14 protein-coding genes are annotated in these 18099 nt (G+C 37.7%); 4 read left to right on the top strand and 10 right to left on the bottom strand.

Annotation, left to right across the window (positions count from 1 at the left end):
* Positions 1 to 175 precede the first annotated feature (175 nt).
* Positions 176 to 2029 carry a retron Ec67 family RNA-directed DNA polymerase/endonuclease gene (locus tag AC1HJP_RS08115; protein ID WP_480361381.1) on the top strand — a complete coding sequence of 618 codons (1854 nt, stop codon included), beginning with the start codon at positions 176 to 178 and terminating at the stop codon, positions 2027 to 2029.
* Between the two features lie 210 nt (positions 2030 to 2239).
* Here AC1HJP_RS08115 and AC1HJP_RS08110 read toward each other — a convergent pair whose 3' ends face one another.
* From AC1HJP_RS08110 to AC1HJP_RS08100, 3 genes are read right to left on the bottom strand one after another with little or no spacing between them, the layout of a single operon-like run.
* The gene (locus AC1HJP_RS08110) at positions 2240 to 5437 is read right to left on the bottom strand and encodes a type I restriction endonuclease subunit R (protein ID WP_480361380.1); all 3198 of its coding nucleotides are present in this window, start codon (positions 5435 to 5437) and stop codon (positions 2240 to 2242) included.
* A gap of 12 nt (positions 5438 to 5449) precedes the next feature.
* Positions 5450 to 6709, bottom strand: a complete 1260-nt coding sequence (locus tag AC1HJP_RS08105) for a restriction endonuclease subunit S (RefSeq protein ID WP_480361379.1) — start codon at positions 6707 to 6709, stop codon at positions 5450 to 5452.
* Position 6710: 1 nt separating this feature from the next.
* Positions 6711 to 8765, bottom strand: coding sequence for a type I restriction-modification system subunit M (locus AC1HJP_RS08100; protein WP_480361400.1), 2055 nt, complete (start codon positions 8763 to 8765; stop codon positions 6711 to 6713).
* A gap of 896 nt (positions 8766 to 9661) precedes the next feature.
* Here AC1HJP_RS08100 and AC1HJP_RS08095 point away from each other — a divergent pair.
* Positions 9662 to 10372: a metallophosphoesterase gene (locus AC1HJP_RS08095; protein WP_480361378.1), complete on the top strand. Its 711-nt coding sequence runs from the start codon at positions 9662 to 9664 to the stop codon at positions 10370 to 10372.
* 279 nt (positions 10373 to 10651) lie between these two features.
* Here the strand turns inward: AC1HJP_RS08095 and AC1HJP_RS08090 are convergent, their stop codons facing one another.
* The 5 genes from AC1HJP_RS08090 to AC1HJP_RS08070 all read right to left on the bottom strand — a co-directional run bounded on the left by AC1HJP_RS08090 (position 10652) and on the right by AC1HJP_RS08070 (position 14834).
* Entirely contained in the window at positions 10652 to 11008 is a 357-nt protein-coding gene (locus AC1HJP_RS08090; protein ID WP_480361377.1) for a hypothetical protein, read from the bottom strand.
* Between the two features lie 136 nt (positions 11009 to 11144).
* Positions 11145 to 12866, bottom strand: a complete 1722-nt coding sequence (locus tag AC1HJP_RS08085; protein WP_480361376.1) for a DUF2326 domain-containing protein — start codon at positions 12864 to 12866, stop codon at positions 11145 to 11147.
* Complete coding sequence (locus AC1HJP_RS08080; protein WP_480361375.1) at positions 12857 to 13090, bottom strand: ABC-three component system middle component 6; 234 nt, start codon at positions 13088 to 13090, stop codon at positions 12857 to 12859. Before AC1HJP_RS08080 ends, AC1HJP_RS08085 begins: the two co-directional genes overlap by 10 nt.
* Positions 13083 to 14075 carry an ABC-three component system protein gene (locus tag AC1HJP_RS08075; protein WP_480361374.1) on the bottom strand — a complete coding sequence of 331 codons (993 nt, stop codon included), beginning with the start codon at positions 14073 to 14075 and terminating at the stop codon, positions 13083 to 13085. The genes AC1HJP_RS08080 and AC1HJP_RS08075 overlap by 8 nt, the downstream gene beginning before the upstream one ends.
* Before the next feature lie 522 nt (positions 14076 to 14597).
* On the bottom strand, positions 14598 to 14834 hold the full coding sequence (locus tag AC1HJP_RS08070; RefSeq protein ID WP_480361373.1) for a helix-turn-helix domain-containing protein: 237 nt from the start codon (positions 14832 to 14834) through the stop codon (positions 14598 to 14600).
* Positions 14835 to 14962: 128 nt separating this feature from the next.
* Between AC1HJP_RS08070 and AC1HJP_RS08065 the strand changes: the two genes are divergently transcribed.
* Together AC1HJP_RS08065 and AC1HJP_RS08060 are read left to right on the top strand one after the other, a co-directional pair.
* Complete coding sequence (locus AC1HJP_RS08065; RefSeq protein ID WP_480361372.1) at positions 14963 to 15487, top strand: hypothetical protein; 525 nt, start codon at positions 14963 to 14965, stop codon at positions 15485 to 15487.
* Positions 15487 to 16887: a DEAD/DEAH box helicase gene (locus AC1HJP_RS08060; protein ID WP_480361371.1), complete on the top strand. Its 1401-nt coding sequence runs from the start codon at positions 15487 to 15489 to the stop codon at positions 16885 to 16887. The genes AC1HJP_RS08065 and AC1HJP_RS08060 overlap by 1 nt, the downstream gene beginning before the upstream one ends.
* 310 nt (positions 16888 to 17197) lie before the next feature.
* On the opposite strand, the gene AC1HJP_RS08055 is transcribed toward AC1HJP_RS08060, so the two are convergent.
* Positions 17198 to 17368, bottom strand: coding sequence for a hypothetical protein (locus AC1HJP_RS08055; RefSeq protein WP_480361370.1), 171 nt, complete (start codon positions 17366 to 17368; stop codon positions 17198 to 17200).
* Positions 17369 to 17693: 325 nt separating this feature from the next.
* The gene (locus AC1HJP_RS08050; RefSeq protein ID WP_480361369.1) at positions 17694 to 18098 is read right to left on the bottom strand and encodes a DUF6262 family protein; all 405 of its coding nucleotides are present in this window, start codon (positions 18096 to 18098) and stop codon (positions 17694 to 17696) included.
* Position 18099: the final 1 nt, after the last annotated feature.

Below are 18099 nucleotides of genomic sequence, written 5' to 3'. Positions count from 1 at the left end.
TTATAATAAATATGGCAGTCTTGCACTTGGTTTATGGGCAGATTTTTAGGTCGCGTTTCGCGACCAGTGAAAAAATGATCCGATTGGATTGCTACTTAACGGATGCATACAGTGTATCATCAGAATATAGTGCGTAGGAGTGCCCATAAACCACTACTTTTCAATGAGAAAACGGATGTCAAAGTTAAACCACTTAAAAACAATTTCAACAAAACCAACTTTTGCAAAAGCGATAGGCGTAACACCTAAATTTTTAACTCGATGCTTGTATGTTGATAAGCCTCACACTCAATACCATCAATTTTCTATTGCAAAAAAGTCAGGCGGAAAAAGAATCATAAATGCACCATCAGATGATCTAAAAAGTTTACAAAAAAAGTTAGCTGATTTTTTATTAGATTGCATAGATGAGATTAATGCAATTAAGTTTCCTGACTCTCAAACTGTGTCCCCTAAGATGCTTTCAGCTCAAAAAATAGATCACGTAGCTGAAACTCTTAAAATTAAAATATCTAATACAAAAACTAAACAGCCCTCTTTATCACATGGTTTTGTTCGAAATAGATCTATTATCACAAATGCGATGATGCACTTAGGTAAAAAGAATGTTTTAAATATTGATCTAGAAAATTTCTTTGATAGTTTCAATTTTGGTCGGGTACGCGGCTTTTTTATAAAAAACAAAAATTTTCAGTTAAATCCTCATATAGCAACAGTTATTGCTCAAATAGCTTGTTATGACAATAAGTTGCCCCAAGGTAGTCCTTGTTCCCCTGTCATCACAAACTTGATTACGCATAGTTTGGATATTCGTCTAGCTTCATTGGCAAAGAAATACAAATGCACTTACACTCGTTATGCTGACGATATAACGTTCTCAACTAGGCAATCACTCTTCCCTGTTGAAATTATGAGGGAATTAGATGACGAGTACATACCAGGCAAAGAACTCACTTGGGAAATAGAACATGCAGGGTTTTCTATTAACGAGAAAAAAATACGGATCCAATATAAAGATTCAAGGCAAGATGTCACTGGTTTAATAGTCAATAAAAGACCAAATACAAAGAAAGAATACTGGCGTACCGCTAGAGCTAAATGTAATTCACTTTTTAAAACGGGAAAATTCACCACAATTGAGGATGGTGTTCATGTTGCTGGGAATCTTAATGTGCTTGAAGGGCAACTCAATTTTATTGATCAGGTAGATCACTACAATCGGATCAGACAAAAGCCACCATTGAAACCTGAATATCAGCTGAAAAATATCGGTCAAAATACAACACAGCTTCTTACAGGAAGAGAAAAGACGTTTAGCCGGTTTCTATTCTATCGCTTGTTTTATGGAAACAATGAGCCAACTATTTTGTGCGAGGGAAAAACAGATAATATTTATCTCAAGTCAGCAATAAGTGAACTGGTTGCACACTATCCTAAGTTAGCTAAAAAAAGTAAAAATAAATATAAGTTGTTACTTCGATTTGTCGAATATTCTAAACGCACTCGGTTTTTATTGCAGCTATTTGGTGGGACTGATTATCTCTTTGGTTTCATTCGCGATTATGAAAAACATATGCGATATTATAATGCACCAAAGCCTCAGCACCCTGTAATTATTTTTTTGGATAATGATGAAGGCCCTGAAAAAATTGTAAAACAACTTCAATCCAAAAGTTTCAATACTAAAACAACACTATGTCCCGCCAGCTATGATTCTAAAACTGACGTGAGAAAAGCAGAGTTCATACATGTTATCAGAAACTTATATGTTGTATTTACACCACTTGGTAAAGCTGGCTGTGAAACTGACATTGAGTATTTTTTTGATGATGCAACTAGACTAAAAAAACACTCTAATGGTCTTTGCTTTAATACTGTCGATAATAGAGATGGAAAAAAAGACCTTAGCAAAGATGCATTTGCAAACCACATAGTGAAAGCACAAAAGAAAGATATCAAGTTTGATGGGTTTAACCCATTGTTAAACAGAATAGTTAAAGTTATTGACCATTACGATTCGATCAAATAGCTCTTACTTAGCTTTAAATTACTCCTTTGTACGAGTATTTGATTAATGTTTTTTACTTAGAATGACTGGGTCTATTATATATTAACAATAAGGGAAACTAGACTAGTTTCGTTTACGGTATGACCTTGCCTTCAAGCTAATTACTGTAGAGGCTTCCAGATCGATAGATAAAGCGGCTAATACTATGTTAGCCGCTTAAGATTAATCAAACTAAGCCGTTGTCTCTTCTAAAACTTCAGCCTCTTGGTTCAAAATAAATTGCTTTAAGAACTTATTAATACGCATGCTAAGCTTAAAAGGAGGGATTTTATCACCTGATAACTTTTCAAAATAAGCCTTGGCTTTTTCTCTATCTACTGTTTCAAGCAGGGCATCAAAACGGCCAAAATTATTTAGAGTCTTCTCACTCAGTTTGTCATTTAACAGGCTCATTAATAAGTTTCTGTCTAAACCTAGCGTTTTAACGATAGAGTCAATTAGGGCATTCTCAGCGTTGTCTTTGTAGATATTGATATAGTCTCTAAAGGTTAGGTCTGCTTGTAATTCAACATCGCCCCGTTGTAGGTCATGCAAAAATAGTCTGGCGTATTTTTGTTCCTCTTGTGAGAGTGATGCAAACGACTTATGCAACTCATTAAGAGTTTGCTCAAATGAATCTGCTGTACCTTTCTGCTTTAGCTCTTTCAGAAACTTCTCAAAACGACTATTCATATAATCGGCATCGATTTTGCCGGTATCAATTTCTGTCAGGTGTCCGCGAATATCAAATGCAATATCACCGCCACCACCAGGGTTACTGCTACTCGAGCTTGCAAGCTCTTTATAACGTTGTACCAGAGTTAAATAAGTTTCCTCATTCATTGCTAACACAATTTCGCGCACTTCTTCATCTTGTCCAAAAGAATACGATAGTTCACCCCAGTGTAAGCCTTGAAGTTTTGCGGCTTCTAAATGTTGGTTAAGCGTTTTAAACAAATCAGCAAACTTAGCACACGCAGCTTCATCATCTGGCAGTTTTTCGAAGTTTTGTACATTCGCATTTTTGAATACATCAGCTATATCAGCAAATAACGCATTCATTGCGTCAAGGTTGCTCTCTAATCGGTCTACGAATAAACCAATTGGCTTATCACCAGAATAGAGTTTGACTGCATTCTCTATGTGCTGCTCCATGGTATGAGGGAAACGATAATAGCGTATTGTGCCATGGGGCTTATCTGGGCCAAACAAGCGGTTTGTTCTAGAGAAAGCTTGAATAATATTTTGATACTTAATGACTTTATCTAAGTAGAGAGTATTCAACCACTTTGAATCAAAGCCTGTCAGCATTTGATCTACCACGATTAGCAGGTCAAGCTGTTTGGCTGGTTCTAAATGCACACGGTCATACGGTTTTTTATGAGCAAGGCGAGCGGCTAAATCTTTCTTAAATGCAGCATGACGAGCGAAATCAAAATCCTGGCCATAAAGCGCATTATAATCGCTCATAATTTCTTCTAAACCATCACCTTTAAACGTCGCACTTCTGCCTGCCGTCCCCCCATCATTATCTATATTCGGATCGAATAGAGCCGATATTTTTAACTCAGGTTTAGCCTTTTTTAAACGGCGGTAATAATCGATTGCTTCGGCAATACTATTTGTGGCCAGTATGGCATGAAACTTATTGCCTTGGCTGAGTACATCCCAGTTGTCTAGAATGTCTTCAATAACCTTTTCTTGGTGTTCATCTGTTAGGTATTGCTCTTTGGGTACATAATCTTCAATGCCTTTATGGTACTTACCTGCTTTATCTTCATGACCCGCCATAGGCACAGTATTCATAAAGTGATTGAATTTTTTCTTTTTAGCAGCATCTGACATCGCATCAGTCACTGAATCAGCTTTAGCTTGGAGTAATGCGACCTCAGTGCGAACATCACGGTCTTTAAAGGTAGTAACCTTGTATGGGTCAAAACCCAGTACATTGCCGTCACGAATACCGTCTGCGATGCTATAACGGTGAAGCTCGTTACCAAAAATAGTGCTGGTGTTGTTACCGTTTATCTCGTTCTTATCTTGTATCGGGGTACCGGTGAAACCGAAGAATAGGGCGCTTGGAAAGGTATGCTTGATGGTTGTAAGCATATCTCCAAAAGTAGAGCGATGAGCTTCATCAATAATAAACACTAAGCGTTTAGTGCGTATTTTATCAATGTCAGCAGAATTAGTCGCAGTACCTTCATCATTCACGTCTTCAAAAATGTTACTCATTTTTTGTATCGAGCTGACAATGAGCGTTTCTGCTGGGTTATCACTCTTCAGCTTAGTGATTAACACATGGGTATTTTCTGTGGCTTGCACTTCTTCGTTGTCGCCAGAAAAACCGCGATATTCCAATAGCGACTGGGTGCCTAACTCAATCCTGTCCATAAGAAATACGACTTTATCGGCATCTTTTGATTGCGCAATAAGTTGAGCAGACTTAAAGCTGGTCATTGTTTTACCTGAACCTGTCGTGTGCCAAATAAAACCACCGAGTCGCTCAGGGTTATGCGCTGTACTGCCCATTTGCTTCCAGTTTGTTTTAGCCACTTTGTCAGAAATGGCATTGGCAGCGTAATATTGGTAACTGCGCATTACTTTTAATACGCCGTCGGTATTGTCAGCAACCGTATAAAAGCCTATTAACTGATGGGCCATAGGTATAGAAAGTAGGGTAGAAGCCACATCTTTCCAATTATTCATTGGCTCGTTGTTAAAGTCTGCCCAATTAAACTGGTAGTCAGAGTTGAACTTGCCATCAACTCCTGGGTTTGTGAAGTATTTGCTCTCATTCGGCTCCATGGCCACAAACACTTGAATAAGCGAGAATAGCCCGCCAAAAACTCCTTCTTTTGAATACTTTTCAATTTGATTGACCGCTTGGCTAACGGGCACGCCACTGCGCTTTAGCTCAACGTGAATAACCGGCATGCCGTTGATTAGTAACAACACATCACCACGCCTGTCATTACGCAAGGGGCTGCCGCGTTCAAACTTTGGCTGTTGCACAATTTGGTAACGGCTTTGACCCGCGGCAATTTCTTGGCGGTCGTAAATTTTGAGACTCACCTCTTTGCCAAGATGCAAAGTATCGGCGGGGTTATCGCGCTTAATGGCCACGGTTTTGCCGTTGATTAAGCCATTAAGCTTAAGCGGTGTTTTTAACTCTTTGATCTGCTCTATAATCTGCTGCATTTCTGTTGTAGTTAGCGGCACATCGTTTAAGCGATCTTGCTGGCGATTGTTCTCAAATAAAATGTTCGCCCAGTTTTTCAGTAACTCCGCTTCGGTTTTGTTTTTGAGTATCTCAGGCTCCCACCCCTTGTGGGTAAGCACCTCTATAAATGCCTGTTCAAATTGCGCTTCGGTTTTAAAAGTAGTCATACATGGTCCTTGTTAGACGAACATCTTGCTTAAGCAAGCTTGCTTAATGTTATTTAATTTGGTGATTTGTTGTTGATGTTGGTTAATCAGCATATCGAGTTTTTGGAAGTAGTTGCCGATGGCTACTTGCTCTGGATTTGAAGGAATACGAAGTATCTGCCTCTTCACAATATCTGAGTTAAGGTTAACTTGGCTCCCTGGTTGTCCATATTGCTGCCAAGCTTCTTGAAAAGATTTTAACCATTGATACATAAACTCAAGCTCGAACAGAGGCTTTTTAAATATTAAAAAACCATCATGAACCCCAGTTCCAACATAATTAATAACCGGTTTTCCTACGCTAGCAGCGATACTCAAAAGTAAGTGCGGTTCAAGTAGGACACGAGTTTTTTCTTGCCCAAGTTTTGAAATTCTTTGCTCTAAAAAATGTATTCTCCCATCTTGTTCAGTTACATCTCTTATGCGTAACCAACCAACCGATGAGCTTTTGTCAAACCATTTAGGATCTTCAATAGGGCGAGGGCTAGCACCACGAACAATTTCCGCTAATTCCCCCAGCTCTTTCGCCTCCCACGGGCCACTAAAACCTTTAAAACGGACTTCTGGTATAGTTTCACCTTGTTTGGGGAACATCTTTTCCAGCATGGCTTTCTTGATGTTGCTAAGCTTGTCATGCTTTTGTTGGTGTTGGTTAATTAAGTTATCGAGCTGATTGAAATACGCACCAATTTTGCTTTTTTCTTCTATGGTTGAAGGTAACTTAGTTTTAATGAGTCTAATATCTTCAACAGTGATATTAGCGTGAGATGACGACTTTGTAAGTGTTTGAAAGTACTCCTGCCCAACTCTAGAAAGCAACTGATGAATAATAACGAGACCATCAGAAGGGCACTTCAATTTACATATTCCAACAGCTCCACCGACTATTGCCTTTTCAGGCAACTGGTAAAAACCAACATTTCCTATCTTTCCTGATATTGAAATAAGAACAGATGGTACGTCTATAAGTATCTTTGGATACTTATTGGCAACTTCAAAAGGAATATAAAAATCAGTCTCCAAATTTATGTTTGGACCATTAAAATCTTTATTTTGTATAAATGGGTATACTTTATTGCTTTTTTTTCTAACTAATGAAGGTTTTATTGACGCAGAATAGTCGAAGCCAGTTTGTTTGGTAATGAGAGTACACAAATCATCGAGACGTTTCTCTTCCCACTCCCCGATAAATCCCTCAAACCGAACCCCAGGAATTTTCTGTTCCATGCTCATTTTACTCACCTTTTAATAAGTTAGTTAGCTCACTTAAGCCTTGTATGTCAAACTCATTACCGGTGAGTTCATCCATCAATTCGGCCAGCTCAAACTCGGTAGTTTTTATATCACTTGCCACTTGCGAGTAAGTCACCGCATATTTGTCGGCAAGGTCTTGTACTTGGCTGGTTAGCTGAGAAATCACGGCGCTTGGCATAGCAGCAAGCTCTTGGCTTAACGGTGTGATCCATTTTAAGTGCAGTAATTCGTTCACTTGCTGGTCGGTTAAGCCTTCAATAGTGGTTTTCGTTTTTAAGTGCAGAGTGGTTTGTGCTTCTTTTACCGCTTTTTTCAGAGCTTTTTCTTCATCAATAAGCTTATTGGCCGCAATGATTTTGGCTTTGTAACTTTCTTCTGGCTCAGGGCTGTCTTTTTCAAATTTAATTTTGCTGTCTTTTTGCTCTTTAAGGAAAGCTTTCGCCGCCTTGGCCACTTCGGCATTCACAAATCCATCTTTGCTTTCTTTTACGGTGTCTTGCTCTTTGTCATCCTCCTTTAGCGATTCAAAAATGCCTTCCAGCAGACTGGAGACTTCTACTAAGCGGTTTTCTTGTTTTGCTAGAGCCGCTAGGTCATCGCTCAAGTAGGTTTGTTGTACTAAATCAAATGGCATGATATGGCCTTTGAAGCCATCTTGCACTTCGGTGTCTTTACCCTTAACTTTTTTAACCACCATATTGGGGTCTACTTGTTTCGTGGCGGCGAATCCTTCAGTTTGCATCATCTCTAAATCAGCATTGATAGTTTGCCATTGGTTGTTTAGGTATTGGTAGGCTTGATATTTATCTATCAGCGCAATATTACTTAAACGCGAGAATAGCTCTTTGCTTAATTCAGGCTCTTGTTGGTTACGATTAACTGTTTGCCAGCCTTGAATTAGTGTGGAGCTTAAATACTCATCGAAACCTGAAAATGCGTGGTTATACGCGTTTATAAATTCAACTACTTGTGGATGACTGCTAATATTGGCGTTAACTTCACTTTTGGCAATCGCTAGCTCACAGTAGGCAGCAGATTTAACTTTAAATAAGGCGTTGTGTAACTGTGGTAAAGTTTGCCAGTAGTTTTGTAGCTCTGCTATTTCACTATTAGGAATACCGCCAAGCATAGTGGCGTGTAAATCCCAGTTCTCTGCTGCCGCTGAAGAGTCTACGTAACGGGGGATATTTAAGTTATAGTCATTTTCTCGCAGGGTTTCTTTAGTGACGACCTGTGAAAACTTTTCAATACTTTCACGGTTAATTACCACATCAACAATACGTTTAATATCACTGGCCTGCAGTTTGTTATTTTTACCTTCTTTGGCAAAGTGCTTGGAGGCGTCAACCACCAGCACATCAGTATTTTGTCGTTTTTGTTTAAGTACTAAAATCACTGTTGGAATACCGGTACCAAAGAAGATATTACTTGGTAAACCGATTATTGCATCAATGTGGTTTTGCTCTATCAGTTGTTTACGAATTTCGCCTTCTTCACCACCGCGGAACAACACACCGTGGGGTAATACAATGGTCATGATGCCATCAGGTTTTAAGTGGTAAAGGTCATGAAGTAAAAAGGCAAAATCAGCTTTAGCTTTTGGTGCTAAACCAAAACGAGAATATCGCGGGTCGCTTTCTTTAAAGCTTGGGTCCCATGCTTGTGAGTAAGGTGGGTTAGACACTACCGCATCAACATATAGCGCTTGATATGTGCCTTGTGGATCACTTTCATCGAAGTATGGCCAATCGTCCTCTAGCGTATCACCATTACGTGTGTGAATGTTATCTGCTTTTATACCACGCATTATAAGGTTCATACGGGTCAGGTTATAAGTATTCGCTTTTAACTCTTGGGCATAATAGGTAATGCTATCTTTGCTTTTAGCAAATTTTTCAACCGCTTCACCGATATTGATAAGTAGAGAGCCTGAACCAGATGTGGGGTCGTAAATTTCAATGGTATCTTTGTGCTTTAACTCATGGGCGATGATGTGAGACATAAGCAGTGACACTTCGTGCGGAGTGAAATTAATGTCGTTTTCGACAAATGAAAAATTGTTACCGTCCCGTATTTATTGACTTAAAGAGGGGTAACAGTTTTTGAGGAATTTACTCTAAGAACAGAAGTAAATTGAGGTGGAAAAATACAGTTTTGTTACTATTTTTAACGCTTTTTATTAGATTGTGATAACTCTTGGCGATTGCCACTTAGTTTGAGAATCTCAGGCTGCTACTATTATTTTAATTCAAAGAGTTGAAGATTCTAGAAAATCAGAAATTGCCACTCAACTTGTGCTCCCTTATAAAATTGGCGTTCAAAATGAGATTAATAAAACACTAACAATCTTGCGTTACTGAGCAGAGTATCGGTGTTTTACTCGATTATTGAACCTGTATGCTAGATGTGAAGCCAGTTACAGATCAAGTGGCCCAAAAATAAGGCATTGGTGACGGTGATTTTGACTGGCTACCGCTAAAAGTTGAACAGACCAAGGAACAGAAATATAAGTTGTTCGATTACAAACAATGACTTTTTTCAGCTATTTCTCTAAATTGATCTAAGATTACAAATTCTCTGGTGAACTCATCTTCCATAAATATTACACATCGTAGATATGGCGAATTTTACCGTTGATATTGATGACATGTGGCGAGTTCTATTCAAAATTGTAGATTCCGGGCTATTGTGACCGCTGTTCCAAATATCTATTGCCATAGTTCCGCGGCAAATTTGCCAGTTAATTTCTATTGTGGGGTTCTGAAAACATGAAACTGTAACTCCACCCAATATAGCAAGACACTTTCGTAGCTCAAACATTCACCTTGGCATTACCTTCAATGTTTTTGCAAACTAAACTCGCTAGTCTCAATATTGCAAAAGAGATCATGCTAAAATTAGCTTTGTGTTTGGGGTTTTGGACATTACAAAATGTTGAAAATTGGTGCTAATGCAATCAAAAAAGTCGCTGTACAAAAAACGGTGGTCATCGAAGCTAGTAAGAATGTCTTTGTCGTTGGCGACTTGGATGGGAGTTTATCAGGACTCCAAAAAGCATTAAGTAGGCAAGGGTTTGTTGAGCATGTTGACCACCTCATCAGCCTAGGCGATATGATTGACCGTGGAAGTGAGTCAATCCAATTGATTCAATACCTTTTAGATATTAATGCTGATTTTGTATTAGGTAATCACGAACATCTAATGCTTGAATCAATTATCTCTCAAGATAAGACAGCTATGTCTCTTTGGTCTTCAAATGGTGGAGCATGGCATCATGATGTTGATAATGAAAAATTAGAGTCAGTCTGCAACCTCTTTTTAAACAGTGCGCTCTCTATACTATTGGAATACAGAGGCATTAAGGTTGGCTTGTCACATACATTACCACCGAGTTGGAACTGGTTATCCCCACCTAAGAAATCAGAGAGCACAGTAGAGTCTTTACTTTGGAGCCGTGAATTATTTAAGTCTCAGAAGCAATTTAGCAACTTAGGGGTTAACTTTTCGATTCATGGACATAACTCAACGCCAATGCCTATTTGGATAGGTAACACATATCATATTGATACCAATTATTATGGTAGACCGACTGTAGTAAACCTCAAAAATTTGATTGATGAAAAAGAAAACTCGGAGGTTTAACCATCTCTCAACTAGGTAGAATTGGTTAAATAACTTTATTTTTCAACACCTTACATTGATTATGAAAAACCTATAATGAAAAACCTATAATAGGTTTCTCATAATCACTTACAATGTCCAATTTAGTGCTAAATTAAGCCAAATCCACATTAGAGACCTTCACCTTCACTCTATAATTGCAAAACCAAATCATTAAAACCTATAAATGATGTAACACTAAAACCTAGAGTATGAAACAAGCAAAGTAGCATGTGGACAGTTATTGAAACGCGGATTTATTCACGAAGTAATTAGAGATTTAGGCATACGTTCAAAAGGTAACCGCTCTAATAGCAGCAAAACCAATTCGCGCTGAAAGTATTGGTAACTGTCTTCGATTTCGAGATTAGCGATTTTGTGAAGGTATATATCACCGGTATATGCCCTAATCCGTTCAATATGCTTTTGTTCAAACACGTAGATTTCATCTGCCCATTCCAGCATCTCTTCAGTACAAAGAGTCGAGCCTGCTTTTTGTACATATTTTTTGCTGAGTCCTGCTGAGCGATAAACGTTCGATTTATCTGCGGCACTAAACAACTCTTTAGCAGTCTTGCTACGTTGGATATTAGCTGTGCATAGAAAAAGGATATTCATAGCAAAAAAACGGACAAACTTTGGTTAACAAATTTACCTACTATACGCTATTAAAAAGATAATCTTCAAGTAGTGAAACTGATTCAAAATTGCTATAAATAAAGCCAGCTATTACTGGCTTATAGTTGAGAACTAGTTAGTCTTTTTCGTATTGCATATCTATTTGAACACCAAGTAATTTTGATTCTGGGGAGTCATCTCTCAGTTCAAGTCTTACCGTGTCAAAGATTTCCTTATATTCAGCTTCACTAAGCACATCTTTTAATGAAGTTAACTGATCTTCATTTATTGTAGCAATATATTGCTTACCTGAGGCCTTAGTTATTGCATGGGCACGTTGTAACAATATAGCTCTTTGTCTTGGGTCAATATCACTAAACATCCGACTATCATGAAAAAGGCTTTGAAAATGGTGAACTGATGAATTAATTAAGTTATTTAGGTCATAACAAAATATTTTAACTTCATTAATTCCGTCTGATGCATCATTTTGAATCCTAGCACTTATTTTGAATCGCTCTTGATTATTACCTTCATTATTTTGAATCGAAATCCCAGCAGGCACTTCAGGATAAAACTCATTTGCCAAAGTACTAAAACCCAGATAAACAGGGTGTTGTTGCTCTTTATATACATCCAAATATTCAATCGCAGTAACTTCTTGGCTAGACAAATCTTTAAGGGCTTCTGCCATTTCTTTTTTGGAATGGGCAGAGATATTTTTGTAATCTTGAAGCTTTGAAAGCTTGCTTTTTAATTCTGTCAATTGAGCATTTATTGCAGCAAAGAAGTCTAATGCGCGACTTTTTGCTAACAACTTCATTTTCTCATCAAAAGCTTTTTGCAAATTGATTTTACTTTTTTCTTCTTCCAAATGCGTAGCGGTCAATCTATTAAGCTCTTTAGCCAAGCGCTCGCTTCTTTTAACATGAATACTTCGATGAAAATCTGTAACATTTTCGAGAGTTTTAAGCGTACCTTCCTTAAAAAGTTCTGTTATTTCTCCGTATAAGCTAATGACCTTACCTAAGTCCATATCCTGATACAAACTCATACTGTGTTTAATGTTTTTAATACTGGTACTTAAGTAATAGAGCCTATTTTTCATTTTTGACAGCTTTTCAGCCATGACATCAGCTTCTGCTTGAATAGCAGCGTAGTTTTCCGCCACATTATAGTTTTTGATGTCGGACTCTAACCTCTTTACGTCCTGAGTTAGACGCGAAATCTCAAATTCTACATCAAGATCACCTGTATAGTATTCTTTAATAACAGGGTCTTTTTTAAATGATTTTTCAAACTTATCTAACTCTTGATAACGTTTACATGTATTACGTTTTTGATAAACGTAATCAAGATCTAATTCTAGTAAGAAGGCATTATTGACCAAAGATGAAAAGGCTTGTTCCTTTGCTGTTGATAAGCTTGATACATAACTAGCCCTACCAATTCGATAAAATCGAGAAAAAACAGTTCTAAAAGTTAAGTATGGAGAGTTCTCAGGGATATCCACAAGTACTTTTTCTATTTCTGCGTTAAAAGCTTTTTGCCCAAACTCTTTATCATTTAAGTAAATCTTATTCTGCTTTTTTGTAGATCTGTTCGCTGTATATGGTTTATCGCCGATTTTAAAATTCAGCGTAAACTCCCAACCTGACAAGTGTTTTTCAAAAGCAGGGATCTTGTTTGCACCAAGACAAAAATTAACAATTTGTAGCAAAAGTGATTTACCCACACCGTTGTAAGTATTGTTTTTATCAGTTGAAGTGCTTTTCCCAATAATTAACGTTAAACCATTTGGATTAAAAAACACGGTATTAAAGGATGGTTTATTCGCCTCTAGTGAAATTAACTGCATTTAACTATTTTTCCTTGTTCGTTTAACTCTATTGCTCCACATGCATATAAAAAATCCAATGCTAGTATAATATGCTCAAAATCATGACTAACTAACAGATTGACGTTTTTCAACCTATCATAAATCTGTTCTGGGCTTAATGGTCTAGAAAGCAAACTGAGAACATTTGCTCCTAAGCCTAAAATAGATTCTGACAATCGAATGTGTTTCTGAGGGCTAAACATGTTCACCTACCTGCGGATCGTAGTTTTCAGGTGGCTCCTCAAAAATATCACATGCCTCAAAAAAGAATGCCAGTACTGCAATAACATTTCTCTCATAGTCACGCCTTTGCATGTTATTTAAATTGGCAGGCAAAATTTCATCAACCATACTTTTAAAAACAATATCCGACTGAGATAACCCCGTTAAAATTGACACTTCCGAATTATTTGTATTTAAGTGCTTTAAATACATTTCATTCAAAGAATCTCTAGACTGTTGTCGAGAAAATTGACTATTGGTTCTAAAGTAATCCTCAACAAATCCCACTTGATATGCGCCAATATTTAGGTGCCTAGCTGTATTTTCACCTAAATTATTGAAATGTATTTTGTTGTAAAAGTCTGGAGGCTCTGTAGTGGTTGAGTCAGAAAAACCACCATAATTTTGAGAAACGTAACCAACAATTTCGGCAATTATTGAATTATCAATGAAACCAATATCTTCAGGTTTAGGATAGTAACCACATATTGAAGCTATATTATCTTCTGGTAGTTCCATGAATGTGTCTTCAAGCTCAGAAGAAAGAAACACATCACATACTTCTAGATTATATTTATTCTTAACTGAGTTAAGGGTTGTGTATATTTCTGGGTATGCTCCGTAGTACTTGTCATTAAATACAAAGTAAAACTGCCTAATTTCATAATTATGCTCGTTACCCCAGTATGAAATTAGTCCGTCTAAATCTTCTTCAATTTTTGAAGTAGCGGCAGTTGGGTTGCCTGTTGGTGATTGCGGTGAATAAACTTGATAATATTTTCCTTCTAACGCAATAAAGCCGTCATTTTTTCTATCCCCAATGCGTCCTTGAGGTTTAACTTTTCTAAAATTCCTATTCGATGCACGCATTACATCGCAAAACAAATCTTCGAATGCATTTCCATTAGATTCATGAATACGCAATTTAAAGGCTTTACGCACATCTAGTTTTTGTTGAACATCCATTAATATTTCCTTATTAATTTCCCTCAATGCCATTTTATTTGTCAAAACTCCGACTAAAAAGGCTTTAGACCATATCTTCAGATTGATTCGTTACAAGCTTTGTCCTCAAAGCATTCTTCAAGTTCGCGCTTAACATCAGGTGACGAAACTTGCGAATACTTATCTTTAAGCATCTGAAAAGCCTTAGATAGCTCGAAGTTGAATATTATCATAATTACATATTCGGTATTAGTCGAACAATTAATACTCCAAACCAATTGTACGATTTTACTTATTATTTCAAACAACTACATGAATTAAAGATCAACCTGGAGAACACCCCTAGCCATAAAAATAGCGAAGAACCTAGCCAACTAAATAAGTCACTTGATTTGTTATTCGAACATTACTTACCAATAAGAAAATATTTTACTGAACCCTAGAACTGGCCACTTCAATTGGAATATCCAAAAATCTCATCGTGCCGCAGATTCTCATTTTGAATGGCACTCAACATACAAAGATTTATTTGAAAGCACAAAGTCATTCACTTTTGTTTTTAGAATAATCAATTTCTGGTAACAGATCTGAAGGCTGGCATTTTAAGGCTTTCGCAATTGTATAAAGCTTGTCTAATGTAATGTTCACTTCGCCCCGATCGATACGTCCTACATAGCTTCTGTCGATATCGGTCAACTTTGCTAACTGGTCTTGAGAGATTTTATGTTTTGTTCTCATAGCTCTGAGGTTTTCACTGAATTTTTTTAATAGTTCGCTCATTGGTAAAGCCAGTATCCAAAAAGCCAAACTATTCCATATTGCGGATTATAATATCACGGATTATAATCCCACGGCTTATAATCCCATGACTTAAAGTCCCACCATTTATTTGAATTCAGGAGTGCGCGATGCGAATAAACCCAATTGTTGCTCAAATTGTTTGTGCATCTAATGTTGATCACTTTTTAGCTGTAGAGATCAGAACCGCATATTTAGCATTGCTTGACGATAAGTCTTTTGATCCCAATAAAGCGCGTCGCTTTGTTTATGCCGAGCTAATGAAACTTGTTAAGCAAGGGTGGCTTAAAAAATCAGTTTCAAAGAAGAAAGAAGCTACGAGTTTTATCAAAACGGAGTTGTTTGATGCTGCTGTTCTAATGGTGAATTCAGGGGAAAGTGTTACCAGCCAGAAAGAACTTCTCCCCAAGCATGATGGAAAACTTGATGAGCTTATTGCCCGACTTAATCACTATAAGAACGATTTGCTGGCAGGCCTAGGGGAAGTGGATGAGTACAAGCGACTCTGTGAGCAGTTCCCTGACTTACAACAAAAACTACAGCCTAAATACAATGCTGCGAGAGAGGCAAATAGTAAATTATTAGGCTGTATTAAGGCGATTGAGTCTGTCGTTAGTGAGGATGATAACAAGTAATGGTTAAGCTTAGGCAATGGCAAGCAGAGTGCATTGAGCTTGCACTAGGCAAGTATACAAGTGGTGCATCACACTTTTTAGCATTAGCAACACCTGGTGCAGGTAAAACTATTATGGCAGCAGAGCTTGCGAAACAGATGCTTGAGCAAGACTTAATTGACATCGTGTTATGTTTTTCGCCTTCTTCGATAGTTTGTGCGGATTTCAGCGATACGCTTGAAAAAGTTATTGGTGATCGGTTTGATGGTTTGCTTGGGGCTAGAGGGCAGTCTTTAACTTATCAGGGAATGCAGTTTTTAAATGATAACTTTTGGCAGCTTTTCAGCGTGTATCGCGTGTTTGTTATTTTTGATGAGATACACCATTGTGCAGGTTCATGCGTCGAAAACTCAAATGCTTGGGGAGAACAAATCATTTTGAATGTGCAAAATAAAGCCAAGCATACCTTAGCACTCACTGGTACTCCCTGGCGTTCTGATACATCTCCTATCGTGCTTTCTCAATATTGTGGATCAAGTAATAGCATACACTGCGATTATGTTTATGGGCTCGCTGAGGCGATAAGAGACAATGTTTGCCGTTTACCTCAAATAACTGCAATCGATAACGATGAAATTTCAGTATTTGATAAGAGCGAACACAAGTTATTTGGCAGCTTTAAAGATCTTCTTACTCACTCCACTTTCCCGTATCAAGATGTGATCGAAAATGAGAGCGTAATACGTCAGATTATTGAGGCGGGAAATATACAGTTGGATAGTTTGCGCAAAAAAGACCCTGTTGCTGGCGGGCTTATTGTTGCAAGCTCTGTGGAGCATGCGTATCAAACTCTTGAAATTATGCGTAGAGATTTGAATGAGGACGCCACTATCGTCACCTATAGGGCGGATGCACCAAGTGAGTTGATTTATCGATACAGAGGCTGCTCATCAAAATGGGTGATCTCCATCGGTATGATTTCTGAAGGTACTAATATTCCTCGCCTGCAAGTCTGTTGTCATTTGTCTAATATCAAAACAGAGTTGCACTTCCGTCAAATACTGGGACGCATTCTCAGATGGACTGACAGTGCAAATAAATATGGCTACCTGTATATGCCAGCAGAGCCTAAACTAGTCGAGTATGCTCATCGTATAGCTCTCGATATCCCCGAAGAAAGCAGTGTAGTGAAGCTTGAAACGCTTAAATCAGGCTTTAGTCATGACAGCACTTTACGGAAAAATAATTTGAGCAACTCAATGACAAAAAGCCGGCAGCTAACTGTGGGAGAAAACGCTTTTAATGAAGGCTTACAGCCTAAAATCGAGGGCATATTAGAAAGAAATGCGTTGAGTGATTCTTATGAGAGGATGAATATTTTTGGGCGATTCAAGCAGGAAGTTATTGAACTAGATTATTAATTTTCTCAAATGCTCAATTATATTGAATTCGTGTGATTGCTAAATCGAATTTGACATTCGAGCTATCAAGCAATTTTGAAATTACCCAATTGAAAAATAAAACATTCAAACGTTTGCTTGGTTAATCCAATAAAATCATATTTTGACTAGAAATCAGCTCTAGTCAAAATTGTGCTTGTGAGTTTGTAGTCTAGATGAAGGTGCTTACGATTCGCAGTGTTGTCGTATTGCTTTGGTTTGTTGGAACCTTTACTTGCTGATTCACTTAACGACGGTAGTACACTTTTTTCGCGAAGCTTATATTCAAGGGCTAAAAGTGCTTCTTTAAGCGCAGAATTTTTGATTGAGGGCAGACTATGGCTTTGGCTACTTCTCCGAGATTAAGTTGCCCTCGGAATATGATTTTTTTGAAATCATCGTCAGTTTGTGTAGCTTGCCATGCTTCAAGGATTTGCTGTGCTTTTTGTTGACCGTTTGCCATGAATCAAACCTTATTTAAAAAAAGCCAATCGAAATATTAAGGGTATTTATCTCGCGAAATCAAAATTTCCTCTTCTGCCTCATCATTTGACCTTGTGAACTGTTCAGTCGACATTGTCCATTATTACAGTGTCCGGCTCAATTAAACCAGTTCATTGCTTGCTAGTTCCTTTTTGCGACAAAGCAGAACCAGCTAATTTTTGGCGGTCTTGATGCATTAGGATCGGTTAATGTTTTAGCTGCCTTAGGTGCCACGCTTTGGGATGTCTTTTTTGTGTTTTTACTCCTAGTAAATACCTCATGGTTGAGAATTCAATTATGAAAATTTAGAGCCCGTGTTTCAGCCGTTCAGCAAAACTATTACGCTCTGCCAATACTTCATCGTACATGTTGTAAACCTGCTGAATATGCTCCCACAACGACTCATTTTGCTCTCTCAAATCGTCAGCGAGTGCTTTATAATCAAAGTTTGATTTTTTTAACGATTCAACTTCTTTTTTTAGCTGTTCATTTTCAGTACCAACAGCAATAGATTCAGCTTTATGTTTCTGACGCTTTTGCGCAGTCTGAATATCCGGAATTTTCTCAGGGGTAAATTTGTAGATAGCAGAGTTTGATATACCTATTCGTTTCGCAACTTGACTAACGTTAATTTTTTCATTATTTGCTGCCATTTCAGACAAGACTATATCAATTTTGTCTGCCATTGAGATCTCAACTGATTCGCTCATA

It is taken from the genome of Pseudoalteromonas sp. NFXS53, from assembly GCF_056629255.1.
The sequence above is the reverse complement of the archived record's forward strand: the minus strand, read 5'-3'. Positions and strand labels throughout refer to the sequence as shown.